This window comes from Flavobacterium lotistagni, assembly GCF_011392125.1.
In the GTDB taxonomy this organism is placed as follows: domain Bacteria; phylum Bacteroidota; class Bacteroidia; order Flavobacteriales; family Flavobacteriaceae; genus Flavobacterium; species Flavobacterium lotistagni.
In genome coordinates this window covers 24,243-42,080 of the sequence record NZ_JAAJBU010000007.1, presented here as the reverse complement: position 1 = coordinate 42,080, position 17,838 = coordinate 24,243, and the positions used below count along the sequence as shown (strand labels likewise).

At 40.8% G+C, this 17,838-nt stretch carries 17 protein-coding genes; 11 read left to right on the top strand and 6 right to left on the bottom strand.

Going from position 1 to position 17,838, the window contains the following annotated elements:
- Positions 1–66 precede the first annotated feature (66 nt).
- The 7 genes from G4D82_RS09125 (at position 67) to G4D82_RS09095 (ending at position 10,113) form a co-directional block, all read left to right on the top strand.
- The gene (locus tag G4D82_RS09125; protein ID WP_166336861.1) at positions 67–1,356 is read left to right on the top strand and encodes an anthranilate synthase component I family protein; all 1,290 of its coding nucleotides are present in this window, start codon (positions 67–69) and stop codon (positions 1,354–1,356) included.
- On the top strand, positions 1,314–2,696 hold the full coding sequence (tilS, locus tag G4D82_RS09120; RefSeq protein WP_394352290.1) for a tRNA lysidine(34) synthetase TilS: 1,383 nt from the start codon (positions 1,314–1,316) through the stop codon (positions 2,694–2,696). The genes G4D82_RS09125 and tilS overlap by 43 nt, the downstream gene beginning before the upstream one ends.
- Positions 2,693–4,702, top strand: coding sequence for a protein-disulfide reductase DsbD family protein (locus G4D82_RS09115; RefSeq protein ID WP_166336859.1), 2,010 nt, complete (start codon positions 2,693–2,695; stop codon positions 4,700–4,702). Before tilS ends, G4D82_RS09115 begins: the two co-directional genes overlap by 4 nt.
- Before the next feature lie 124 nt (positions 4,703–4,826).
- The gene (locus G4D82_RS09110; RefSeq protein ID WP_166336857.1) at positions 4,827–6,278 is read left to right on the top strand and encodes a hypothetical protein; all 1,452 of its coding nucleotides are present in this window, start codon (positions 4,827–4,829) and stop codon (positions 6,276–6,278) included.
- 93 nt (positions 6,279–6,371) lie between these two features.
- The gene (locus G4D82_RS09105) at positions 6,372–6,899 is read left to right on the top strand and encodes a sigma-70 family RNA polymerase sigma factor (RefSeq protein ID WP_166336855.1); all 528 of its coding nucleotides are present in this window, start codon (positions 6,372–6,374) and stop codon (positions 6,897–6,899) included.
- A gap of 8 nt (positions 6,900–6,907) precedes the next feature.
- Complete coding sequence (locus tag G4D82_RS09100; protein WP_166336853.1) at positions 6,908–7,825, top strand: FecR family protein; 918 nt, start codon at positions 6,908–6,910, stop codon at positions 7,823–7,825.
- A complete protein-coding gene (locus G4D82_RS09095; RefSeq protein ID WP_166336851.1) occupies positions 7,822–10,113 on the top strand; it encodes a TonB-dependent receptor plug domain-containing protein in 2,292 nt (763 codons plus the stop codon). Before G4D82_RS09100 ends, G4D82_RS09095 begins: the two co-directional genes overlap by 4 nt.
- A 28-nt stretch (positions 10,114–10,141) precedes the next feature.
- On the opposite strand, the gene G4D82_RS09090 is transcribed toward G4D82_RS09095, so the two are convergent.
- Entirely contained in the window at positions 10,142–10,519 is a 378-nt protein-coding gene (locus G4D82_RS09090; protein WP_166336849.1) for a PH domain-containing protein, read from the bottom strand.
- A gap of 93 nt (positions 10,520–10,612) precedes the next feature.
- Here G4D82_RS09090 and G4D82_RS09085 point away from each other — a divergent pair, with 93 nt between their 5' ends.
- From G4D82_RS09085 to G4D82_RS09075, 3 genes are all read left to right on the top strand, one after another.
- Positions 10,613–12,148, top strand: a complete 1,536-nt coding sequence (locus G4D82_RS09085) for a YifB family Mg chelatase-like AAA ATPase (protein ID WP_166336847.1) — start codon at positions 10,613–10,615, stop codon at positions 12,146–12,148.
- Positions 12,149–12,351: 203 nt separating this feature from the next.
- Positions 12,352–13,110 carry a peroxide stress protein YaaA gene (gene yaaA / locus G4D82_RS09080; RefSeq protein ID WP_166336845.1) on the top strand — a complete coding sequence of 253 codons (759 nt, stop codon included), beginning with the start codon at positions 12,352–12,354 and terminating at the stop codon, positions 13,108–13,110.
- Between the two features lie 66 nt (positions 13,111–13,176).
- Positions 13,177–14,352 carry a C1 family peptidase gene (locus tag G4D82_RS09075; protein WP_166336843.1) on the top strand — a complete coding sequence of 392 codons (1,176 nt, stop codon included), beginning with the start codon at positions 13,177–13,179 and terminating at the stop codon, positions 14,350–14,352.
- 82 nt (positions 14,353–14,434) lie between these two features.
- Here G4D82_RS09075 and G4D82_RS09070 read toward each other — a convergent pair whose 3' ends face one another.
- From G4D82_RS09070 to G4D82_RS09050, 5 genes are all read right to left on the bottom strand, one after another.
- Positions 14,435–14,776 (bottom strand): hypothetical protein, encoded by a 342-nt coding sequence (locus G4D82_RS09070; protein WP_166336841.1) that lies wholly within the window; start codon positions 14,774–14,776, stop codon positions 14,435–14,437.
- A gap of 141 nt (positions 14,777–14,917) precedes the next feature.
- The gene (locus tag G4D82_RS09065; RefSeq protein WP_166336839.1) at positions 14,918–15,496 is read right to left on the bottom strand and encodes an anthranilate synthase component II; all 579 of its coding nucleotides are present in this window, start codon (positions 15,494–15,496) and stop codon (positions 14,918–14,920) included.
- A 78-nt stretch (positions 15,497–15,574) separates the two neighbouring features.
- Positions 15,575–16,132 (bottom strand): YceI family protein, encoded by a 558-nt coding sequence (locus G4D82_RS09060; RefSeq protein ID WP_166336837.1) that lies wholly within the window; start codon positions 16,130–16,132, stop codon positions 15,575–15,577.
- Positions 16,133–16,261: 129 nt separating this feature from the next.
- Positions 16,262–16,849, bottom strand: coding sequence for a YceI family protein (locus G4D82_RS09055; protein WP_166336835.1), 588 nt, complete (start codon positions 16,847–16,849; stop codon positions 16,262–16,264).
- A gap of 21 nt (positions 16,850–16,870) precedes the next feature.
- Positions 16,871–17,332, bottom strand: a complete 462-nt coding sequence (locus tag G4D82_RS09050; protein WP_166336833.1) for a MarR family winged helix-turn-helix transcriptional regulator — start codon at positions 17,330–17,332, stop codon at positions 16,871–16,873.
- 161 nt (positions 17,333–17,493) lie between these two features.
- Here G4D82_RS09050 and G4D82_RS09045 point away from each other — a divergent pair, with 161 nt between their 5' ends.
- Positions 17,494–17,808 (top strand): rhodanese-like domain-containing protein, encoded by a 315-nt coding sequence (locus tag G4D82_RS09045; protein WP_166336831.1) that lies wholly within the window; start codon positions 17,494–17,496, stop codon positions 17,806–17,808.
- Positions 17,809–17,838 lie beyond the last annotated feature (30 nt).

Genomic DNA, 17,838 nt, shown 5'->3' with positions numbered 1-17,838 from the left:
ATAAAAAACGTGCCACAAATTTTCTACTCATTTTTGTTGTAATTTTGAAGCTCAAAAAATGAATTCTTGAGAACTTATTTCCACCGGCAGATAGCACAGCCGGACGTATTCAAACAACAGCTTCTGGCTTGGGCACAGCAGTTTTGTGAAATTGTTTTTCTAGACAGTAATTCGCACGCAGCTGCATATTCTAGTTACGATTGTGTTTTAGCGGTAGCTGCTTTCACTTCAATCAGAACCGACGTGCAGAACGCCTTTGAAGATTTGAAGCAATACCAGCAAACGACCCAAGATTGGCTTTTCGGCTATTTGACTTACGATTTAAAAAATGATTTGGAAGCACTTTCGTCTGATAACTACGACGGCTTACAATTCCCGGATTTGTATTTCTTTCAGCCTAAGAAGCTATTTTTATTGAAAGGAAATCAACTTGAAGTACAGTATTTAAGGATGTGTGACGACGAGTTTGATGACGATTTTTCGATCATTCAACTCACCACCCGCAATTCGCAATCGACAACTCACAACGCGCTCCAAATAAGACAAAGGATTTCCAAAGACGAATACATTGGCAAAGTCAACCGAATGCTTGAGCACATCCATCTTGGCGATATTTACGAAGCCAATTTCTGTATGGAATTTTTTGCCGAGCAAGCCACGATTGATCCGCTGGAGAAATTTTTCAAACTCAACGAAATCTCGCAAGCACCGTTTTCTGTTTTCTTGAAGAACCATCAGCATTTTCTATTGTCAGCCTCACCAGAACGTTATCTCAAAAAACAAGGTGAAACCCTTATTTCGCAACCCATCAAAGGCACCGCCAAACGATTTTCCGATTCGCAAGAAGATTTGCTTTCCAAAAATCAATTGGCCGCCGACCCGAAAGAGCGTTCCGAGAACATCATGATTACTGATTTAGTGCGCAATGATTTGTCTAGAACCGCGCAGAAGGGAAGCGTCAAAGTGGAGGAATTGTGCGGCATTTATTCGTTTTTGCAAGTGCATCAAATGATTTCAACCATCAGTTCGAGATTAAATCCCGAATATTCAGCAGTCGATGCCATCAAAACTACTTTCCCAATGGGCAGCATGACCGGCGCACCGAAGATTTCCGCCATGCAGCTTATTGAAAATCTAGAAGAAACCAAACGCGGGCTTTACAGCGGAGCAGTTGGTTATTTTACACCGGATAATGATTTTGATTTCAATGTGGTCATCCGCAGTATTCTTTATAATCAGGAAAAGCAATACGTTTCGTTTTCAGTGGGCAGTGCGATTACTTCATTGGCTGTTGCAGCAAATGAATACGAAGAATGTTTACTCAAAGCCAAGGCGATGCACGAAGTTTTACAATAATTCAGCGCAATTCGCTACATTTGGCTATGCTTGGAATGCTTCAGGAACATCTAGACGAAAATTTCCCTTTTCTCAAAGGCCGTAAGTTGCTTTTGGCGGTCAGCGGCGGCATGGACAGTATGGTAATGCTCGATTTGATGCGCCAGTTGCCCTACGATATTGCGGTGGCGCACTGTAATTTTCAGTTGCGAGGTGAAGAAAGCGATCAGGATGAAATTTTTGTCAAATCTTTCGCGGAACAGCACAAAATTCCTGTTTTTACAACTCGTTTTGATACTTTGACTTTTGCCGAAGATTATAAATTGTCGGTTCAAGTGGCTGCTCGTGAGTTGCGTTACAATTGGTTTTACGAATTGCTTGAAACCGGAAACTACGATTATTTACTCACTGCCCACCACGCCGACGATAATCTGGAAACCTTCCTGATCAACCTCATTCGCGGCACAGGCTTGGACGGTTTAACCGGAATTCCGGTGCTCAACCACAAAATTATTCGCCCGTTGTTGGGTTTCAGCAGGATCGATTTGGTTTTGCATGCCAACGAAAGCAAACTGCAATGGAGCGAAGATAGCAGCAACGCTTCAGACAAATACTTGCGCAATAAAATCCGCCACGATTTGATACCGGTTTTTAAAGCGTTGAATCCGAGTTTTTTAGATTCGTTTGAGAAAACCCAGTCATATTTACAACAATCCAAAGCAATGGCTGACGACGCCTCCGTAATGGTTTACCAGCAAGTCGCCGTAGCCAAAGGCAATGAAATTCATTTTAATTTGAAGAAATTGCTGCAGCTTCCGAATTATACTTCCTATCTGTACCAATGGCTCAAGGAATTTGGTTTTTCTGCTTGGGATGATATTTATGCTTTATCGAAAGGCCAATCGGGCAAGCAAGTATTTTCAACGCATTACCGTTTGCTTAAAGACCGAAAAGTACTGATTGTGGCACCGATTGATAACGCTGCATCGGTCACGGAATTTTATATTGACAGCCAACAAGCAGACGTTAATTTTCCCTTAAATCTTTCGTTTAGTCTGGTAGCCGACATTTCTGCAGCATCCAATTCGGTTATATTTGTCGATGCAGAACAGTTAGAATATCCGCTGGTGCTCAGAAAATGGCAAACCGGCGATATTTTTCAACCGCTCGGAATGCAAGGCCAGTCAAAAAAGGTAAGTAAGTTTTTCAAAGACGAAAAATTATCATTAATAGACAAGGAGAAAGCTTGGTTGCTATGCTCGGCGAGCAAAATCCTATGGATAGTAGGGTTTCGACAAGATGAGCGGTTTAAAGTGACATCCAAAACCCAAAAAATATTAAAAATAGAAGTTACCCCATGAGAAAAATCTTTTCCGTTGTTTTAGTTTTCATCGCCTTAACTGTGCAAGCTCAAATTCTGCAACCTGTCAAATGGAGCAGCAAAACCCAGAAAAAATCGGCTACCAATGTTGTTTTAATTTTCGACGCGACCATTGAAAAAGAATGGCACGTGTATTCACAATTTACCGATGAAGGCGGTTCGCTCCCAATGGAACTTACTTTCAAAGACCAACAAGGCAATTACAGCTTGGTCGGAAAAACCAAGGAAAGAAATACTAAAACCGGTTTCAATGAAGTCTTTGGCGTGAACGAAACCTACTTCGAGGGCAAAATCCATTTCGAGCAGGAAATCAAAGTCACTAACCCGAAACTCAAAAAAATCGAAGTGGCTGTCGATTATCAAGCTTGTAAGGCTTCGTGTGTGAATTTGGTCGAGAAATTCAAGTTCACGCTTCCGGAAATGACCACAGAAGAAACTGCGATAATCCCAACAGCAGTCGACACCACAACTATTGACACTGCAAAAGTAGTCGCAACTGCAGCCGAAGTCAAAGAAACACCGGCGCCAAAAACAGAAATCGCCGCCACCGCAGAGAAAACGCCTCTCGGGCTTTGGTCAATTTTCTTCATTGCTTTTCTCTCGGGTTTTGCAGCATTGCTCACCCCTTGTGTGTTTCCGCTAATTCCGATGACCGTGAGTTTCTTTACCAAACAAAGTAAAACCAAGGCTGCCGGAATTCGTAACGCGATTATTTACGGTATTTCGATTATTGTGATTTATGTGGTTTTAGGTTCATTGGTCACTGCGATTTTTGGTGCCGATGCCTTGAATGCCTTAGCTACCAACGTTTGGTTCAATGTGATTTTCTTCCTTCTTTTGGTGTTTTTTGCTGCTTCGTTCTTAGGTGCTTTCGAAATTATGTTGCCAAATTCTTGGGCCAATAAGGTCGATCGTCAAGCAGACCGCGGCGGAATCATCGGAATTTTGTTTATGGCTTTGGCCCTGGCGATTGTTTCGTTTTCGTGCACCGGCCCGATTGTAGGAACGCTTTTGTTTGAAGCGGCTTCTCGCGGAGGAATAGGCCCAATTGTCGGGATGTTAGGTTTTTCAACGGCTTTGGCTTTACCGTTCATGCTTTTTGCTATGTTCCCGGGTTGGTTGCAATCGTTGCCAAAATCAGGCGGTTGGCTCAATACCGTTAAAGTGTTTCTAGGATTTTTAGAGTTGGCTTTGGCGTTTAAATTCTTGTCTAATGCAGACTTAGTTTTACAGTTACATTTATTGGAGCGCGAAGTTTTCCTTGCGATATGGATTGCGATTTTTGGAGCCTTGGCGTTATACCTTTTCGGGAAAATCTCTACACCGCACGATAGTCCGTTGACGCACATTTCGGTAGGAAGATTACTGACTGGTTTACTAGTTTTATCATTTACGGTTTATATGATTCCGGGGCTTTGGGGTGCACCATTGCGATTAATCAACGCTTTCCCACCGCCGATGGAATATAGCGAAAGCCCTTTTGGTGTGGGTGGTTCTAGCGCTGCCAAGTCTGAAGCTGCTTTGCCTGAAGGCGCTGTATCCGGCCCGCACGGAATTACTGTCTTCAACGATTATGATAAAGGTTTGGCCTACGCGAAATCTGTGAACAAACCCATCATGCTCGATTTTACAGGTTATGCTTGCGTGAATTGCCGCAAAATGGAAAACAACGTATGGGTAGAAGCACCGATTTTATCTATTCTTAAAAATGAAGTCGTTTTGATTTCTTTGTATGTTGATGACAAAAGAACCTTGCCTGAGCATGAGCAAACTGTTTCAAAGGCCACTGGTGCTGAAATCGAAACCGTCGGCGATAAATGGACTGATTTTATGATTACGAATTACAAAACCAATACACAACCGCTTTATGTACTCACCGATTTGCAGGGCAATAATCTGAATCCGCAAACGCCAACTATGAGTTATACTAGCTTTCAAGAATACGAAAGTTGGCTCAGGGCCGGACTAGCGAATTTCAAAAAGTAAATTTGATCCCAATCGAAAGGTTGGGATTTTTGTTTTTCAATATCTTAGTGAAAAAGTTTTTCAAAAAAGTAGGGTGGCCTCAAGTTGGGTTGTCTAAACTATGAAACTTAAAAATCAAATTGATATGAAAACCATTAAAACCTTGCTTTTACTCGTTGTTTTCTCTGCGGTTACTTTTTATTCGTGTTCCGATGAGAAATCGATTGTAAGTTCAGATGCTGCTGTGGAAAGTACAGCCATGCGCACCGTACTGAACAAATTAAAATTAGAAAATACTGTTGGGCCGAACAGAAGTGCGCAAGTCAATGCTGATTCAGCGAATCCGATGCTGTGTTTCGAGTTTGTGTTTCCGATTACTTTCGCTTACAACAACGGCACACTTATTACAGCGTCGAGTTTAGAGGGTTTGCTTGAAATTCTTAACAACGAATCTCCGGCTTTGCATTTAACGGCTGTGGTTTTTCCTTTTCAGGTGCAATACGGTGGTGCGGTGCAAACCATTAACGATGAGGCCGATTTGATTGCACTCATTATCCAATGCGGACTACCTACTTTTGATGATGATTTGCAACACACCTATTGTTTTGATATTGTTTTTCCAATAACAGCAGTAGCTAACGGGCAATCTGTTACTATTAATTCTCAGGAAGAACTCAATGCTTATTTGAACAATCCGGCCACTACCGAAGCCAATATTGTGTTCCCAATTACTATTGTCAATCAAAATCAAACCATAGTGCTCAATAGCATATATGATTTTTACAATGCTGTAAATGACTGTAATGACAATAATTGCATCTGTACTCAAGAGTACGTTCCGGTTTGCGTACAAACGCCTACAGGAATTGTGGAATTCGCTAATACATGTTATGCGATGTGTGCCGGTTTCACTCAGAATGATTTCATTTCTTGCAACGGAAGTGGCGATTGTAGTATTACCAATGTCGTGGCTACTCCAGGCGCTTGTAGTGCTAATGGTACTTACGAATTGACTATTGACTTTGATTCAGTAAACCCAACCGCTCCAAACTTCCAAGTATTTACTAGCGGGAATGAACTCTTGGGTACATACTCAATTGCTTCGCTGCCGGTAACTATCCCGAATTTCCCGTATTCGCTTACAACAATTCCGAATGACAACTGCCAAATCAGAATCGGTGCGAATTGCTCAGCCATCGCCAATTGGATCAAACCGAATTGCAACGGTATTTGTACTTGTCCGACAGATTATAACCCAGTATGTGTGCAAACTCCGGTTGGTATCAGACAATTCGACAATGCTTGCTGGGCCCAATGCGAAGGATTTACCCAAAATGATTTTGTGACTTGTCCGGCACCCAATTTTGGTGAGCTGTTGGGTAATTGCTTCAATATCGTTTATCCAGTGAATGTGCAATATCAAGGTGCTTTGGTTACGGTGAACAATAACGGTGAATTGCTTCAATATTGGAATCCGGTGAATCAACCCATTATGCCAGCGATGTCATATCCGATTACGGCAACGTTTGGAAATTCGGTATACACGTTTGCCAATCAGGCCGCTTTTCAAAGTCAAATTGAACTTTCTTGTCCATAAAGGGTTAAATAATTATTGAAAAAGAAGCTAGTTAGTTTTTTGTTGCCACATATTCTTTAAGCAAGGGTATGTGGTAACAATTTTTAAAAGAGTATGAGTCAAAACGATAGCAAATCTGTGCCTTGTTTGTGTTCTGAAACCGTCTTTCGATCGGTATTCGATGCACATTTCAAATTGCTTCGGAATTTTCTAGCGTATAAATTCAAAGACATCGATAGGGCAGAAGATGTGGCTCAGAACGCTTTCGTTATTTTATGGGAAAATTGCGGTATGCTCCAACCTGAACAAGCCAAAAGTTTTCTTTTCACAACAGCTATTCGACTTTCACTCAATCACATCAAACACGATAAAGTAGTACTGAATTTCGAGCAGCAATCCAAACCCAAAGCAACGCATGAAGAATCGCCCGAATTTTTGCTGGTTGAGGCCGAACTTAAAAAAGAACTTGAAAAGGCCATCAACGAATTACCCGAGAAACAACGCACCGTATTTTTAATGAACCGATTCGAGAACCATACTTACGCCGAGATTGCTACTTTGCTTGATTTGTCTGTTAAAGCTGTAGAGAAAAGAATGCATCTGGCCTTGCTTTCACTAAGAAAAGTGGTCAAAAATGTTTAATGAGATTTATGATGAAAAAGACACCAGATAACCACCAAGAAACCTATTTGTCTGATTGGCTTTCGGGTAAAATCACCGATGAAGAGTTGCTTCAATTCGTGACTGAAAGTGATTTTAATGCTTATCGGAAACTTCGGTTTTCATTGCAATCCATCGATTTGGGCCCACCCGATTTGGACCGAAATTTCAATGCTATTCAAGATAAAATCGCTTTAAAGACGCAGCAGCAATCGAAAGTTCGCAGACTTTATGTGTATACTTCTCTAGCGGCTGCACTACTTGTGCTTTTCGGCTTGTATCATTTGTTGGCCTTCTCAAATACTGTTCAAACCAGTTACGGAAAACAGCAAACTTTAGTTTTGACCGATGGCTCTGAAGTGGTTTTAAACGCAAATTCAAGCGTCAGTTATCCTACTTTTTTTAGTTATAACCGCAATCTAAAACTCTGTGGGCAAGCTTATTTTAAGGTGGCTAAAGGCAGTACATTTACGGTAGAAACCGCTCAAGGAAAAGTACAAGTACTCGGCACGCAATTCGACGTTTTAGTGCAAAAAGATTTCCTCGAAGTGCACTGTTTTGAAGGCAAAGTGAGCGTCACTACTTCTACCGCAACAAAGGTTTTAACCCATGGAGAATCACTTCGATTTTTCAATCAAACAGCCGAAACTTGGCAAGACCTAACCCACACTAAATCCAGTTGGATTGACGGCGAAACTTCTTTTAAAAATGCACCAATGCAAGCTGTTATTGCCCAATTCGAAAGCCAATATCATTACAAAGTAGGCTTTCCGAAATCTTTAGCCAATGTCCGATTTACCGGAAGTTTCACCAATGACAATTGGCAAGTGGCATTGCAATCAATTTGTTTACCGCTGCAATTAAAATTTGAACAAACCAATTCCGAAACCATCCACATTTCAGAATGAGATCTGTAGTATTGTTGATTTTATTTTTCTACGCTACGATGGGCTGGTCACAGAAAAGCCATCGGTCGTTTTTTACTTTCAACAATACGCCATTAAGCCAAGTTTTGGCAGTTATTGAAACTAAATTTGAGGTGAAGTATTCGTATATTGACAGCATAGTAGCTCCCAAGACCATTGCGTTGGCGGAAGGTAATTATACTTTAGAAGCTGTTAATAATGCTATAGAAAATCAAGCATTGCTAAAAATTACTCCAATCAATTCGCGTTATTTTTCGGTTTCGCTACCGGATGAACCTCCAGTTACAGGCGAACCACTCAAGGAAATCTTAATTGAAGTTTTACTCTCTAAAGGCATTAATAAAAATGACCAACAAATCACTTTAATGCCGCAGAAAATTGAAGCTCTTCCAGGCGTTACTGATACCGATTTACTGCTTTCCTTGCAACAATTACCCGGTGTGAAAAGTCCGAACGAAACCGCAAGTGGCTTGTATATTCGTGGAGGAACATCTGATCAAAACTTGATTTTGTGGGATGGAATTCGCATGTATCATCCGGGGCATTTGTTTGGGATGATTTCCGGTTTCAATCCTAATGTACCGCAAATAGTGAATTATCAGAACCAAGGCACACATCCCAAATTTGGCGAAAGAATTTCGAGTGTCATCGATATTCAGCCCTATGGAAAAGCAGATGGCCAGTGGAAAGTTGATGCAGGAATCAATGCACTCAACGCCGATATTTATCTCAAAGCGCCAGTAATTAAAAGTAAGTTGAGCCTAGAACTTTCAGGCAGGAAGTCGTTTACTGAATGGCTTCAGACCGCTACTTTCGATGCTTTGGCAGACAAAGTTTTCCAGCATACCGACTTTGATGATTTTGATGATCAGAACAAATTTCGCTTTACCGATTATTCGGCGAGATTGTTATGGAAAGCGGCCGAGAAAACCGAGTTCTCTTTCACTAGTATTTGGATCGATAATAACCTTGATTTTTCGACGTCGATTCCTAACAATCAGACACAAAACCAGAAAATGCGCATTGATAATCAGGGCTTCGCTTTTCATTGGAAACAACAATATGGTAAACGTTTAAAACAAGAAACACTTTTGCATTATTCGGGTTATACTTTTGAATATAAAGACCGAACCGACAAAACAGCTGACACTTTTGAATTGTTCCAGAAACTCAATCGCGTGACCGATTCAGGTATGGAAACCCGTTTAAAATTTAAGTACAATGACCAAATGAATTTTGAATTGGGTTACGTGCTTTCAGGTAATGATGTTTCGCATTCCTTTGTGAGCCAAAGCCAAGATTTGAGTATTACCCTCGACTTGAAACATTTCTTCAATGTGACGCATTCTGGTTATGTTTTTTGGCAGTATCAACCTCAGAAATGGAGCTTTCAAGCCGGCACGCGTTACAATTATTTTAGTGCTTTGAAAGCCGATAGTTTTGAGCCTAGAGTTTTTGTGCAAAGAACCATAACCAATGGCTTATTTTGGCAAACTTCCTACGAACGCAAGAGCCAAATCATGAGCCAAGTGCGCGAAAGTGTGGCCAACGATTTGAGTTTGGAGAATTACCTTTGGGTGCTTGCCGATAAGGAAAATTATCCAATCCAGCGAGCGCATCAATTCACGACCGGACTGATTTACAAGAAAAATTCGTGGGTTTTTGATTTGGAAACCTATTATAAAATCGCTCACGGAATTACTTCGCTCACTTTTGGATTTTTGAACCAATTCGATTCACAAATCCATCAAGGAAAAGGTTTTACCAAAGGCATTGATATTTTAATTCAGAAGAACGCCCCTAATTGGCGCAGTTGGCTGACCTACACTTTCCAAGATTCCAAAAACCGTTTCGATGCCGTAAATAACGGAGATTATTTTCCAATCAATGCAGACATTCGCCACGCACTGAACCTTTCGTTTTATAAAAAATGGAATCATTTTTCGGTTACTTCGGGTTGGTTTTGGCACAGCGGAAAACCGTATAGTTTGCTTAATCAAAGCAATCAAGTGGCGGCTTTCAATACCGAGCGACTATCGAGTTATCACCGGTTGGATGTATCGGCAATCTATCAGTTCAGAACGCAGAAATCATGGTCTGGAAAAGTTGGTTTTTCCATTTATAACCTCTATAACCGTCGTTCTTTAATCAGTCGTGAGTATGAAAGACAATATTCCTCCATCGGCAGTGTGGTCAATACAAGTTACAAAACCCAAGATTATTATTCACTGGGAGTCATGCCTAATATTTTTGTTCGTATCAGCTTATAGAATGGCCCAGACCGCAATGAAATTCGATTTACTTTAAAATATGCGTGCTTAGAATACGGTAAACGTCGTTGATGTTGTTACCGCCTTTGCCAAATTGTTTGACAATTGGAGCCGCTTCGTCTTTGATCCAGATTTTAAGTTCGGCGTCTAGGTCAAGAATTCCGGCACTTTCTTTAGAGAATTTAATGACGTTCGAATATGGAATAGAAAGGTAATCTACTTTGCTGCCGACGAGTTGTTTTTCGACTAAAATCAATCGTTTGTTGGTGAAGATAAACATGTCTTTGACCATCTTAAATGCTTTCTCGATGTTCTCGCCGTCAATCAAAATCGGTTCGAATTCTTTGGCAACTTGCGATAAATCTACTTCAGAAGCATTGCCCATAATGGCGTTGAAAATTCCCATAACAGTGTTTTTAAATTGATGCCCAAAATTACTTGAATTTGGTTGCTCGAGAAGAAAATTTGATTAAATTTAACTTCATCTAATTTATACGCCATGTTAACAAAAGTATTTGGAAGCGCCGTTTTTGGGGTCGAAGCTACGACCATTACCATCGAAGTCAACATCGACAAAGGCATCGGTTACCACTTGGTAGGTTTGCCCGATAATGCCATTAAAGAAAGTAGTTACCGCATAGCCGCTGCACTGAAGAACAACGGGTACACTTTGCCCGGAAAAAAAATCACCATCAATATGGCTCCGGCCGATTTGCGCAAAGAAGGTTCTGCCTATGACCTAACTTTGGCCATCGGAATTCTCGCTGCCTCCGGACAGATTGCCGCCGATGATGTTGCAAATTATCTCATCATGGGTGAACTCTCTTTAGATGGCAGCCTGCAACCCATAAAAGGAGCGTTACCTATTGCCATTAAAGCCGAAGCGGAAGGATTTAAAGGTTTCTTTTTGCCGAAACAGAACGTCAAGGAAGCCGCTATCGTTTCCGGTCTTGAGGTATACGGAGTGGAAAATCTAAAAGAAGTGATTGATTTTTTTGACGGCAACGCCAGCTTGTCGCCAACAAGAATTGATACTGCGAAAGAATTCACGCACAGTCTGGAGTTTCCCGAACATGATTTCAGCGATGTCAAAGGCCAAGAAAGCATCAAACGCTGTATGGAAATTGCCGCGGCCGGTGGTCATAACATTATTCTGATTGGTCCGCCCGGAGCCGGAAAAACGATGTTGGCCAAACGGTTGCCGAGTATTTTACCTCCGATGACTTTGCCCGAATCGCTCGAAACCACTAAGATTCACAGCGTTGCAGGAAAACTCAAAGAAGTAGGGCTAATGACGCAAAGGCCGTTTCGCAGTCCGCACCATACGATTTCGAATGTGGCTTTGGTGGGCGGCGGAAGCTATCCGCAACCGGGCGAGATTTCGATGGCGCATAATGGCGTTCTTTTTCTGGATGAATTGCCCGAGTTCAAACGCGAAGTTTTGGAAGTTATGCGACAACCACTTGAGGATCGTGAAGTCACCATATCGCGTGCTAAATTTACGGTCACTTATCCGTCGTCGTTTATGTTGGTGGCGAGCATGAACCCAAGTCCGGGCGGTTTTTTTATCGATCCGGATTCGTCATCTACCGTGTCTGCCAATGAAATGCAACGCTATCTCAACAAGATTTCGGGCCCACTTTTAGACCGTATCGACATTCATATTGAAGTAACTCCAGTGCCGTTCGAAAAATTGTCCGACAATCGCAAGGCCGAGAGCAGTCATAGCATCCGCGAACGCGTTACCCGAGCAAGATTGATTCAGTCCGAACGTTTTGAAGGCGTTAATGGCGTGAATTACAATGCCCAAATGAGCACCCAACTGATTCGCGAACATTGCGTTTTAGACCACACGGCGTTGCAACTACTCAAAATGGCTATGGAACGTTTGAATTTGTCCGCCCGCGCTTACGATAGAATATTAAAAGTATCTAGAACGATTGCCGATTTAGAAGGCTCGAAGAGTGTGGAAGCAGCTCATGTAGCCGAAGCCATTCAATACCGGAGCTTGGATCGGGAAGGATGGCTAGGTTAATTAATAATTAATAATGAATAATTAATAATTAATAGTGAATAATTATTGATTGGGCGTTGCGCTGCGCGCCGCGCTGTCCGCTATATCTTTATCTCCGCTGCGCTCCAATAAAGGATGCCGCTGCCATCGCTAACGCATTCTATCCAAAAATTGATGAACCGTTTTCGATTTCAATTTGTATTTTTGGATACAAATTTTAGCCTATGAAAATCATTATTTCGCCTGCCAAATCGCTTGATTACGAAACGCCGTTGCCTACACAGCAACATTCAATGCCGAAGTTTCTTAAAGACAGTCGAGCCGTGCACAAAGTTTTAAAGAAAAAAAAGCCGAAAGAACTCATGGAGCTCATGTCGATTTCAGACAAACTCGCCGACTTGAATTGGCAGCGCAACAAAGCTTGGAAAACACCATTTACGCTAGAGAACGCCCGCCCGGCCCTTTACGCTTTTGCCGGTGATGTTTATGTTGGCCTTGACAGTTACACCATTGCAGAAGAAAAACTAGATGTCTTGCAAGACCAACTTCGGATACTTTCTGGTTTGTATGGTTTACTCAAACCGCTCGATCTGATTCAGCCTTACCGCTTAGAAATGGGGACTGATTTGCCCATTGGCGAAGAGAAAAACCTCTACGGATTTTGGAAAAAGAAACTCACGGCAGCCCTCAATAAAGAACTCAAAAAAGGAGAACTTTTTCTGAATCTGGCTAGTAATGAATACGCCTCGGCGATAGATTTTAAAGCACTTAAAGTTCCGGTAGTTACTGCCGATTTCCTCGATATGAAAGACGGAAAGCTCAAGATGATCAGCTTTTTCGCCAAGAAAGCCCGCGGTATGATGGTGCGCTATATTATCGACACCAATGCCAAAACTATTGAAGATCTAAAAGGATTTAACTACGAAGGTTACCGTTTTGATAGTAATCTTTCTAAGCCGAACCAATTGGTTTTTACACGCTAGGCAATGTTAATTCGATTGTCGTTAGCGTGAATTTTATTACATTTACGACCGACTAAAAAAAATATTATGATTAAAAAGAGTTTGGTATTCTCAGGAATATTGTGTTCGATGAGTTTGTTCGCTCAGGACGAACTAATCAAAAAAGTAATCAACAACGCTTCTTTGAATTCGAAATTCGAGTTCCATGAAGTCATCAATATCGAAAACACTTCGGTCAAAAGCCAAGGCTCTGCGGGAACTTGCTGGAGTTATTCAGGCAATTCATTCCTTGAATCAGAAATGATCAAAAACGGTAAAAAGCCGGTTGATTTGGCCGAAATTTACGCGGCCCGCCATGTGTATTTAGGCAAAGCTAGAAACTATATTCTGTTCAACGGAAACCTCGGACTCGGCGATGGTGCAGAAACACATGATGTGATGAATATGTTGCGTAAATATGGAGCAATGCCACAGCAAGCATACACTATGGAAGATTATGGTAAAGGTGTAGTCAAATCTGATGAATTTCAGGCGGAGTTCAAGAAAATCCTCGATGCTTATCTAAAAGACGAAAACCCTAACAAAGGCACAGCTTGGGTAGATAATATCAACAAATTCATGGATGAAAAGTTGGGCAAATTGCCTGAAACGTTCACTTACGCAGGTAAAACTTACACACCAAAAGCTTTTGCCAAAGAAGTGGTGGGCATCAACCCTGATGATTACGTGGAATTCTCTTCCTACAAAGACAACCCTTACTACCAGAAAATGGTTTTGCCGGTGCCGGACAACTGGAGCTATGACCAAGTGTATAATGTGCCTATGAAAGAACTCACCGATATTATTGACTTTGCGCTCACTAAAGGATACAGCGTAGCTTGGTCGTCAGATGTTTCTGAACCTTATTTCAGTTGGAAAAACGGAGTGGCGGAAGTTCCTGATACCGACATTTACAACATCACGCCCGAGCAAAGAAAGACCATGTTCGACGGCCCAATTAAAGAAAAAGAAATCACAGAAGATTTGCGTCTAGAAGGGTTGTATTCGCTGAACACTACCGATGACCACGCGATGCAGATTGTCGGTTTAGCGAAAGACCAGAACGGAAAAGAATACTATAAAGTGAAGAACTCTTGGGGCGAAACCAATGATTATAAAGGTTACTTATATGTCACTAAGGCGTTTGTGCAATTAAAGTCGACCGGGATTTTGCTCAACAAAGCGGGAGTTCCAAAAGCCACTCGAAGTAAAATCAAAGTTTAAACGACACACATCGTACAAAATAAAATCCCGGCCTGTTAAAGTCGGGATTTCTTTTTTTTAGGTTTAGGGCTGTATTGTCAGACTATTCAAACTCTTCGTAAATGCGTAAAGTGTCGTGGGTTTGTTTTCTTTGGTATAACGACAAATAGCGCATCGATTCTACGCCATTTTTCGCACAATGGTTGATATGCTTCAAACCGTTAGACAATTCTTCAAGTTTCTTCGCTTCGAGAGCCGTAAGTTTGGTTTTGATTTCAGAAACGAATTTTAAAAAATCGCTGTACACTTCTTCATGTGCGTCAAACTCTGATTTGAGTTCTTCAAACGATTCGGAGATATCTTTGCTCAAATCATTAGAGTAATACTCGCTTTTGGCTTTGATTTCCTCTAGCATTTTCTTGGTATTGTTTCCGAAAAATCCCATGGTTTGTCGATTTAGGTTGAGTGTTAATTGCTTTATTTTCAATCTAATATAAAAATAAATTCTAAACCCCAATTCACTTTGTTGATAAAATCGACAAGTTGTTGAACTCTTTCGTTGAGTGGTAATTTTTGTACAAATTTTTTACTGACCTTGGTTTTTCAGCCAATTGCTTAAAATGGTTTTGCCTTGTGGGGTCAATACACTTTCCGGATGAAACTGAACGCCTTTAACATCAAAGGTTCTATGGCGCAAAGACATGATCTCTCCGTTTTTGCCCACAGAAGTAATTTCGAGTGTTTCTGGAAAATTCATTGGATCAATCACCCAAGAATGATAACGTCCGACTTCGAGTTGGTCACCTAAACCATTAAACAGAGGTTCATCTGCTACTGTAATTTGAATTTGAGTCGATACGCCGTGATATACTTGCTCAAGATTGACCAAATTTGCGCCGAAAACTTCGCCAATAGCTTGCTGTCCTAAGCAAACGCCCAAGATGCTTTTAGTGGGCGAGAAAGTTTCAATCACTTTTTTTAGCAAACCTGCATTTTCAGGAATTCCCGGGCCGGGAGAAAGTACTATTTTGTCAAACGGGATCAATTCTTCCAGTTCAAATTCGTCATTACGAAAAACAGTTACTTCACCATCTAAATCTTCAAAATAATGGACCAGATTGTAGGTGAAGCTGTCATAATTGTCAATAATGGCGATTTTTTTCATTCCGGTAATCTTAAAAAAAAACAAAGGCCTGCCGCTTCGGACAAACCTTCAGTTATGGTTTTGCTGCAAATGTAATAATTAATAGCTGAGTTTGACATGCAGTTCGAATTCATCATAAATGGTTCTGTCTCCCAAATCGTCGAAGAAACTACCCGAGCCATATTGGATGCCGAATTTGGTGCGGTCAATCACTAAATCTGCATTGGCTGTTTTACCTTTAATGATCAAATCAAAACTAACTGGATTGGTTTTGCCTTTAATGGTCAAATCGGCCAGAATGCTATAAACTCCTTTGCTTTTCCCTTTGATTGTTTTGAAAACCATGGTCGCGGTTTTGAATTCGTCAGTGGCAAAAAAGTCGGCAGATTTCAAATGTCCTTCGAGTTTGGCTTTGCCTTGCCCGGTTTGGTCAGTGTTATTGAGCGTGGTCATGTCTACAGTGAAATTTCCAGCCACCAAAGTCTTGTTTTTAAATTTGAGAAAACCTTGTTTGAAAGCCAAAGTGCCTTGGTGTTCGCCGGTGATTTTTTTTCCAATCCAAGTAATGGAACTCGTTTTTAGATTGATCCTGCGCACCTGAGCCTCTAATAAATTAGCAAAACAGATGGTGAGTAAAATAAGGATTGTCTTTTTCATATTTTGAATTTAAAGAGTTGATACTGTGTTGCTTTCAAAGTTACGAAAACATCTTTACCGAAAACCTGCGCACAAAAAAAACCTTGACCGCAATGATCAAGGTTTTTCTCTAGCAATTTTTCCCAATTTTTAGAACTGTAGGGAAACAGTTAAATCGAAATTATCGTTGATGGCTTTATCACCTAAGTTATCGAAGAAGCTTCCAGAACCATATTTGATGTCATATTTAGTTCTGTCAATAGTTACTTTGGCAGTTGCTGTATTGCCTTTTACAGTCAAATCAAAAGTTACAGGATTCGTTTTTTCTTTGATTTTCATGTTTCCGGTTACTGCATAAACGCCGTTAGCTTTTGGAGTTACTTTAGTAAAATTCAAAGTAGCAGTAGTATATTTATCAGTTCCGAAGAAATCATCTGCTTTCAAGTGGCCTTCCAATTTTTCTTTTCCTTCGCCGGCTTTCAAATCAGTAACAACAATTGAAGTCATATCTACAGTGAATTTTCCTTTGGTCAATTTTCCGTCTTGGAATAAAAGTGTTCCTTCTTTGAAGTTGATGTCGCCTTCGTGTTGTCCGGTTACTTTTTTACCAACCCAGTGGATGTTACTTTTAGAGACGTCGATCTTTTTTCCATCGTTTTTAGCTTTGGCCTGAGCAGAAACTACTGTAGTTGATAATGCTGCAAAAGCAATGATTGCAAGGGTTTTTAAGTTTTTCATTGTTAGTGTTTTTTAAGGTTATTAAAGTTTAAAGGTTCGATATTTTTCAAGTAATAAATTCAATTCACGCAGTTCATCATTGGTCAGGTTGGCAGCGAATGATTGTTCTAAGGCAGTGACTTTTGGGTCGAGTTCTGTGAGCAAATCTAGACCTTTAGCAGTGATAAGAATTTCCATTTTCCGACGATTCTCTGGACAAACTTTTCGAGTAACAAGCTCTTTTAGTAATAGTTTGTCGATGAGCCGTGTGGTGTTGCTGTTTTTGGCAATCATGCGTTCCTGAATTACGCTCATGTTGGCAGGTGTGCCTTTTTGACCGCGAAGAATTCGAAGTACGTTGTATTGCTCTGACGATAAATCGTAAGGTTTGATCATCTCGTTGAATTTGTCCGAGAGTACATTTTGCGTGTACATCAAACTCAGCAAGGCTTTCTTGGCGTCGTCTAAGATTACATTCGATTTGATGATTTCTTCGATTTTCATTTTCTTTTTGTGAATTGAACGAGGCAAATGTAAGCAGTTTAATATTTGTATATACAAATGTGTTGTTATTTTTCTGTTAAAAAAAAGATGATTTTAAAAAGTTCGACTTTTGAAAAGGTTTCAAACCCAAACAGTTTTTTACTTTTGCCGAAAAGAATATCATGGATTTAAACCAAACCGATTGGGCTGAACAATTAAAAAACGATACTAACGCCGCTATACTCGATGTCAGAACGCCAGAAGAATGGGCAGAAGGCATTATTCCCAAAGCAATCACAATGAATATATACGAAGGTCAAGGCTTCATTTACAAACTGGATGAACTAGACAAAACCAAGAATTATTATGTGTATTGTAAAGCCGGTGGCCGAAGTGCACAAGCTTGTAGTATCATGAACCAACTCGGTTTTGAGAAAACATACAACCTCATTGGCGGTATGATGCAGTGGAATGGGGAAGTAGTTGCGCTTGAGTGAAATGGACTTTACGACTGTAAGACTGTAAGA

Coding starts and splice junctions, on each gene's coding strand:
- tilS (WP_394352290.1), top strand. CDS start 1,314: ATGTTTACTCAAAGCCAAGGCGATGCACGAAGTTTTACAATAATTCAG.
- G4D82_RS09115 (WP_166336859.1), top strand. CDS start 2,693: ATGAGAAAAATCTTTTCCGTTGTTTTAGTTTTCATCGCCTTAACTGTG.
- G4D82_RS09110 (WP_166336857.1), top strand. CDS start 4,827: ATGAAAACCATTAAAACCTTGCTTTTACTCGTTGTTTTCTCTGCGGTT.
- G4D82_RS09105 (WP_166336855.1), top strand. CDS start 6,372: ATGAGTCAAAACGATAGCAAATCTGTGCCTTGTTTGTGTTCTGAAACC.
- G4D82_RS09100 (WP_166336853.1), top strand. CDS start 6,908: ATGATGAAAAAGACACCAGATAACCACCAAGAAACCTATTTGTCTGAT.
- G4D82_RS09095 (WP_166336851.1), top strand. CDS start 7,822: ATGAGATCTGTAGTATTGTTGATTTTATTTTTCTACGCTACGATGGGC.
- G4D82_RS09090 (WP_166336849.1), bottom strand. CDS start 10,519: ATGGGAATTTTCAACGCCATTATGGGCAATGCTTCTGAAGTAGATTTA.
- G4D82_RS09085 (WP_166336847.1), top strand. CDS start 10,613: ATGTTAACAAAAGTATTTGGAAGCGCCGTTTTTGGGGTCGAAGCTACG.
- yaaA (WP_166336845.1), top strand. CDS start 12,352: ATGAAAATCATTATTTCGCCTGCCAAATCGCTTGATTACGAAACGCCG.
- G4D82_RS09075 (WP_166336843.1), top strand. CDS start 13,177: ATGATTAAAAAGAGTTTGGTATTCTCAGGAATATTGTGTTCGATGAGT.
- G4D82_RS09070 (WP_166336841.1), bottom strand. CDS start 14,776: ATGGGATTTTTCGGAAACAATACCAAGAAAATGCTAGAGGAAATCAAA.
- G4D82_RS09065 (WP_166336839.1), bottom strand. CDS start 15,496: ATGAAAAAAATCGCCATTATTGACAATTATGACAGCTTCACCTACAAT.
- G4D82_RS09060 (WP_166336837.1), bottom strand. CDS start 16,132: ATGAAAAAGACAATCCTTATTTTACTCACCATCTGTTTTGCTAATTTA.
- G4D82_RS09055 (WP_166336835.1), bottom strand. CDS start 16,849: ATGAAAAACTTAAAAACCCTTGCAATCATTGCTTTTGCAGCATTATCA.
- G4D82_RS09050 (WP_166336833.1), bottom strand. CDS start 17,332: ATGAAAATCGAAGAAATCATCAAATCGAATGTAATCTTAGACGACGCC.
- G4D82_RS09045 (WP_166336831.1), top strand. CDS start 17,494: ATGGATTTAAACCAAACCGATTGGGCTGAACAATTAAAAAACGATACT.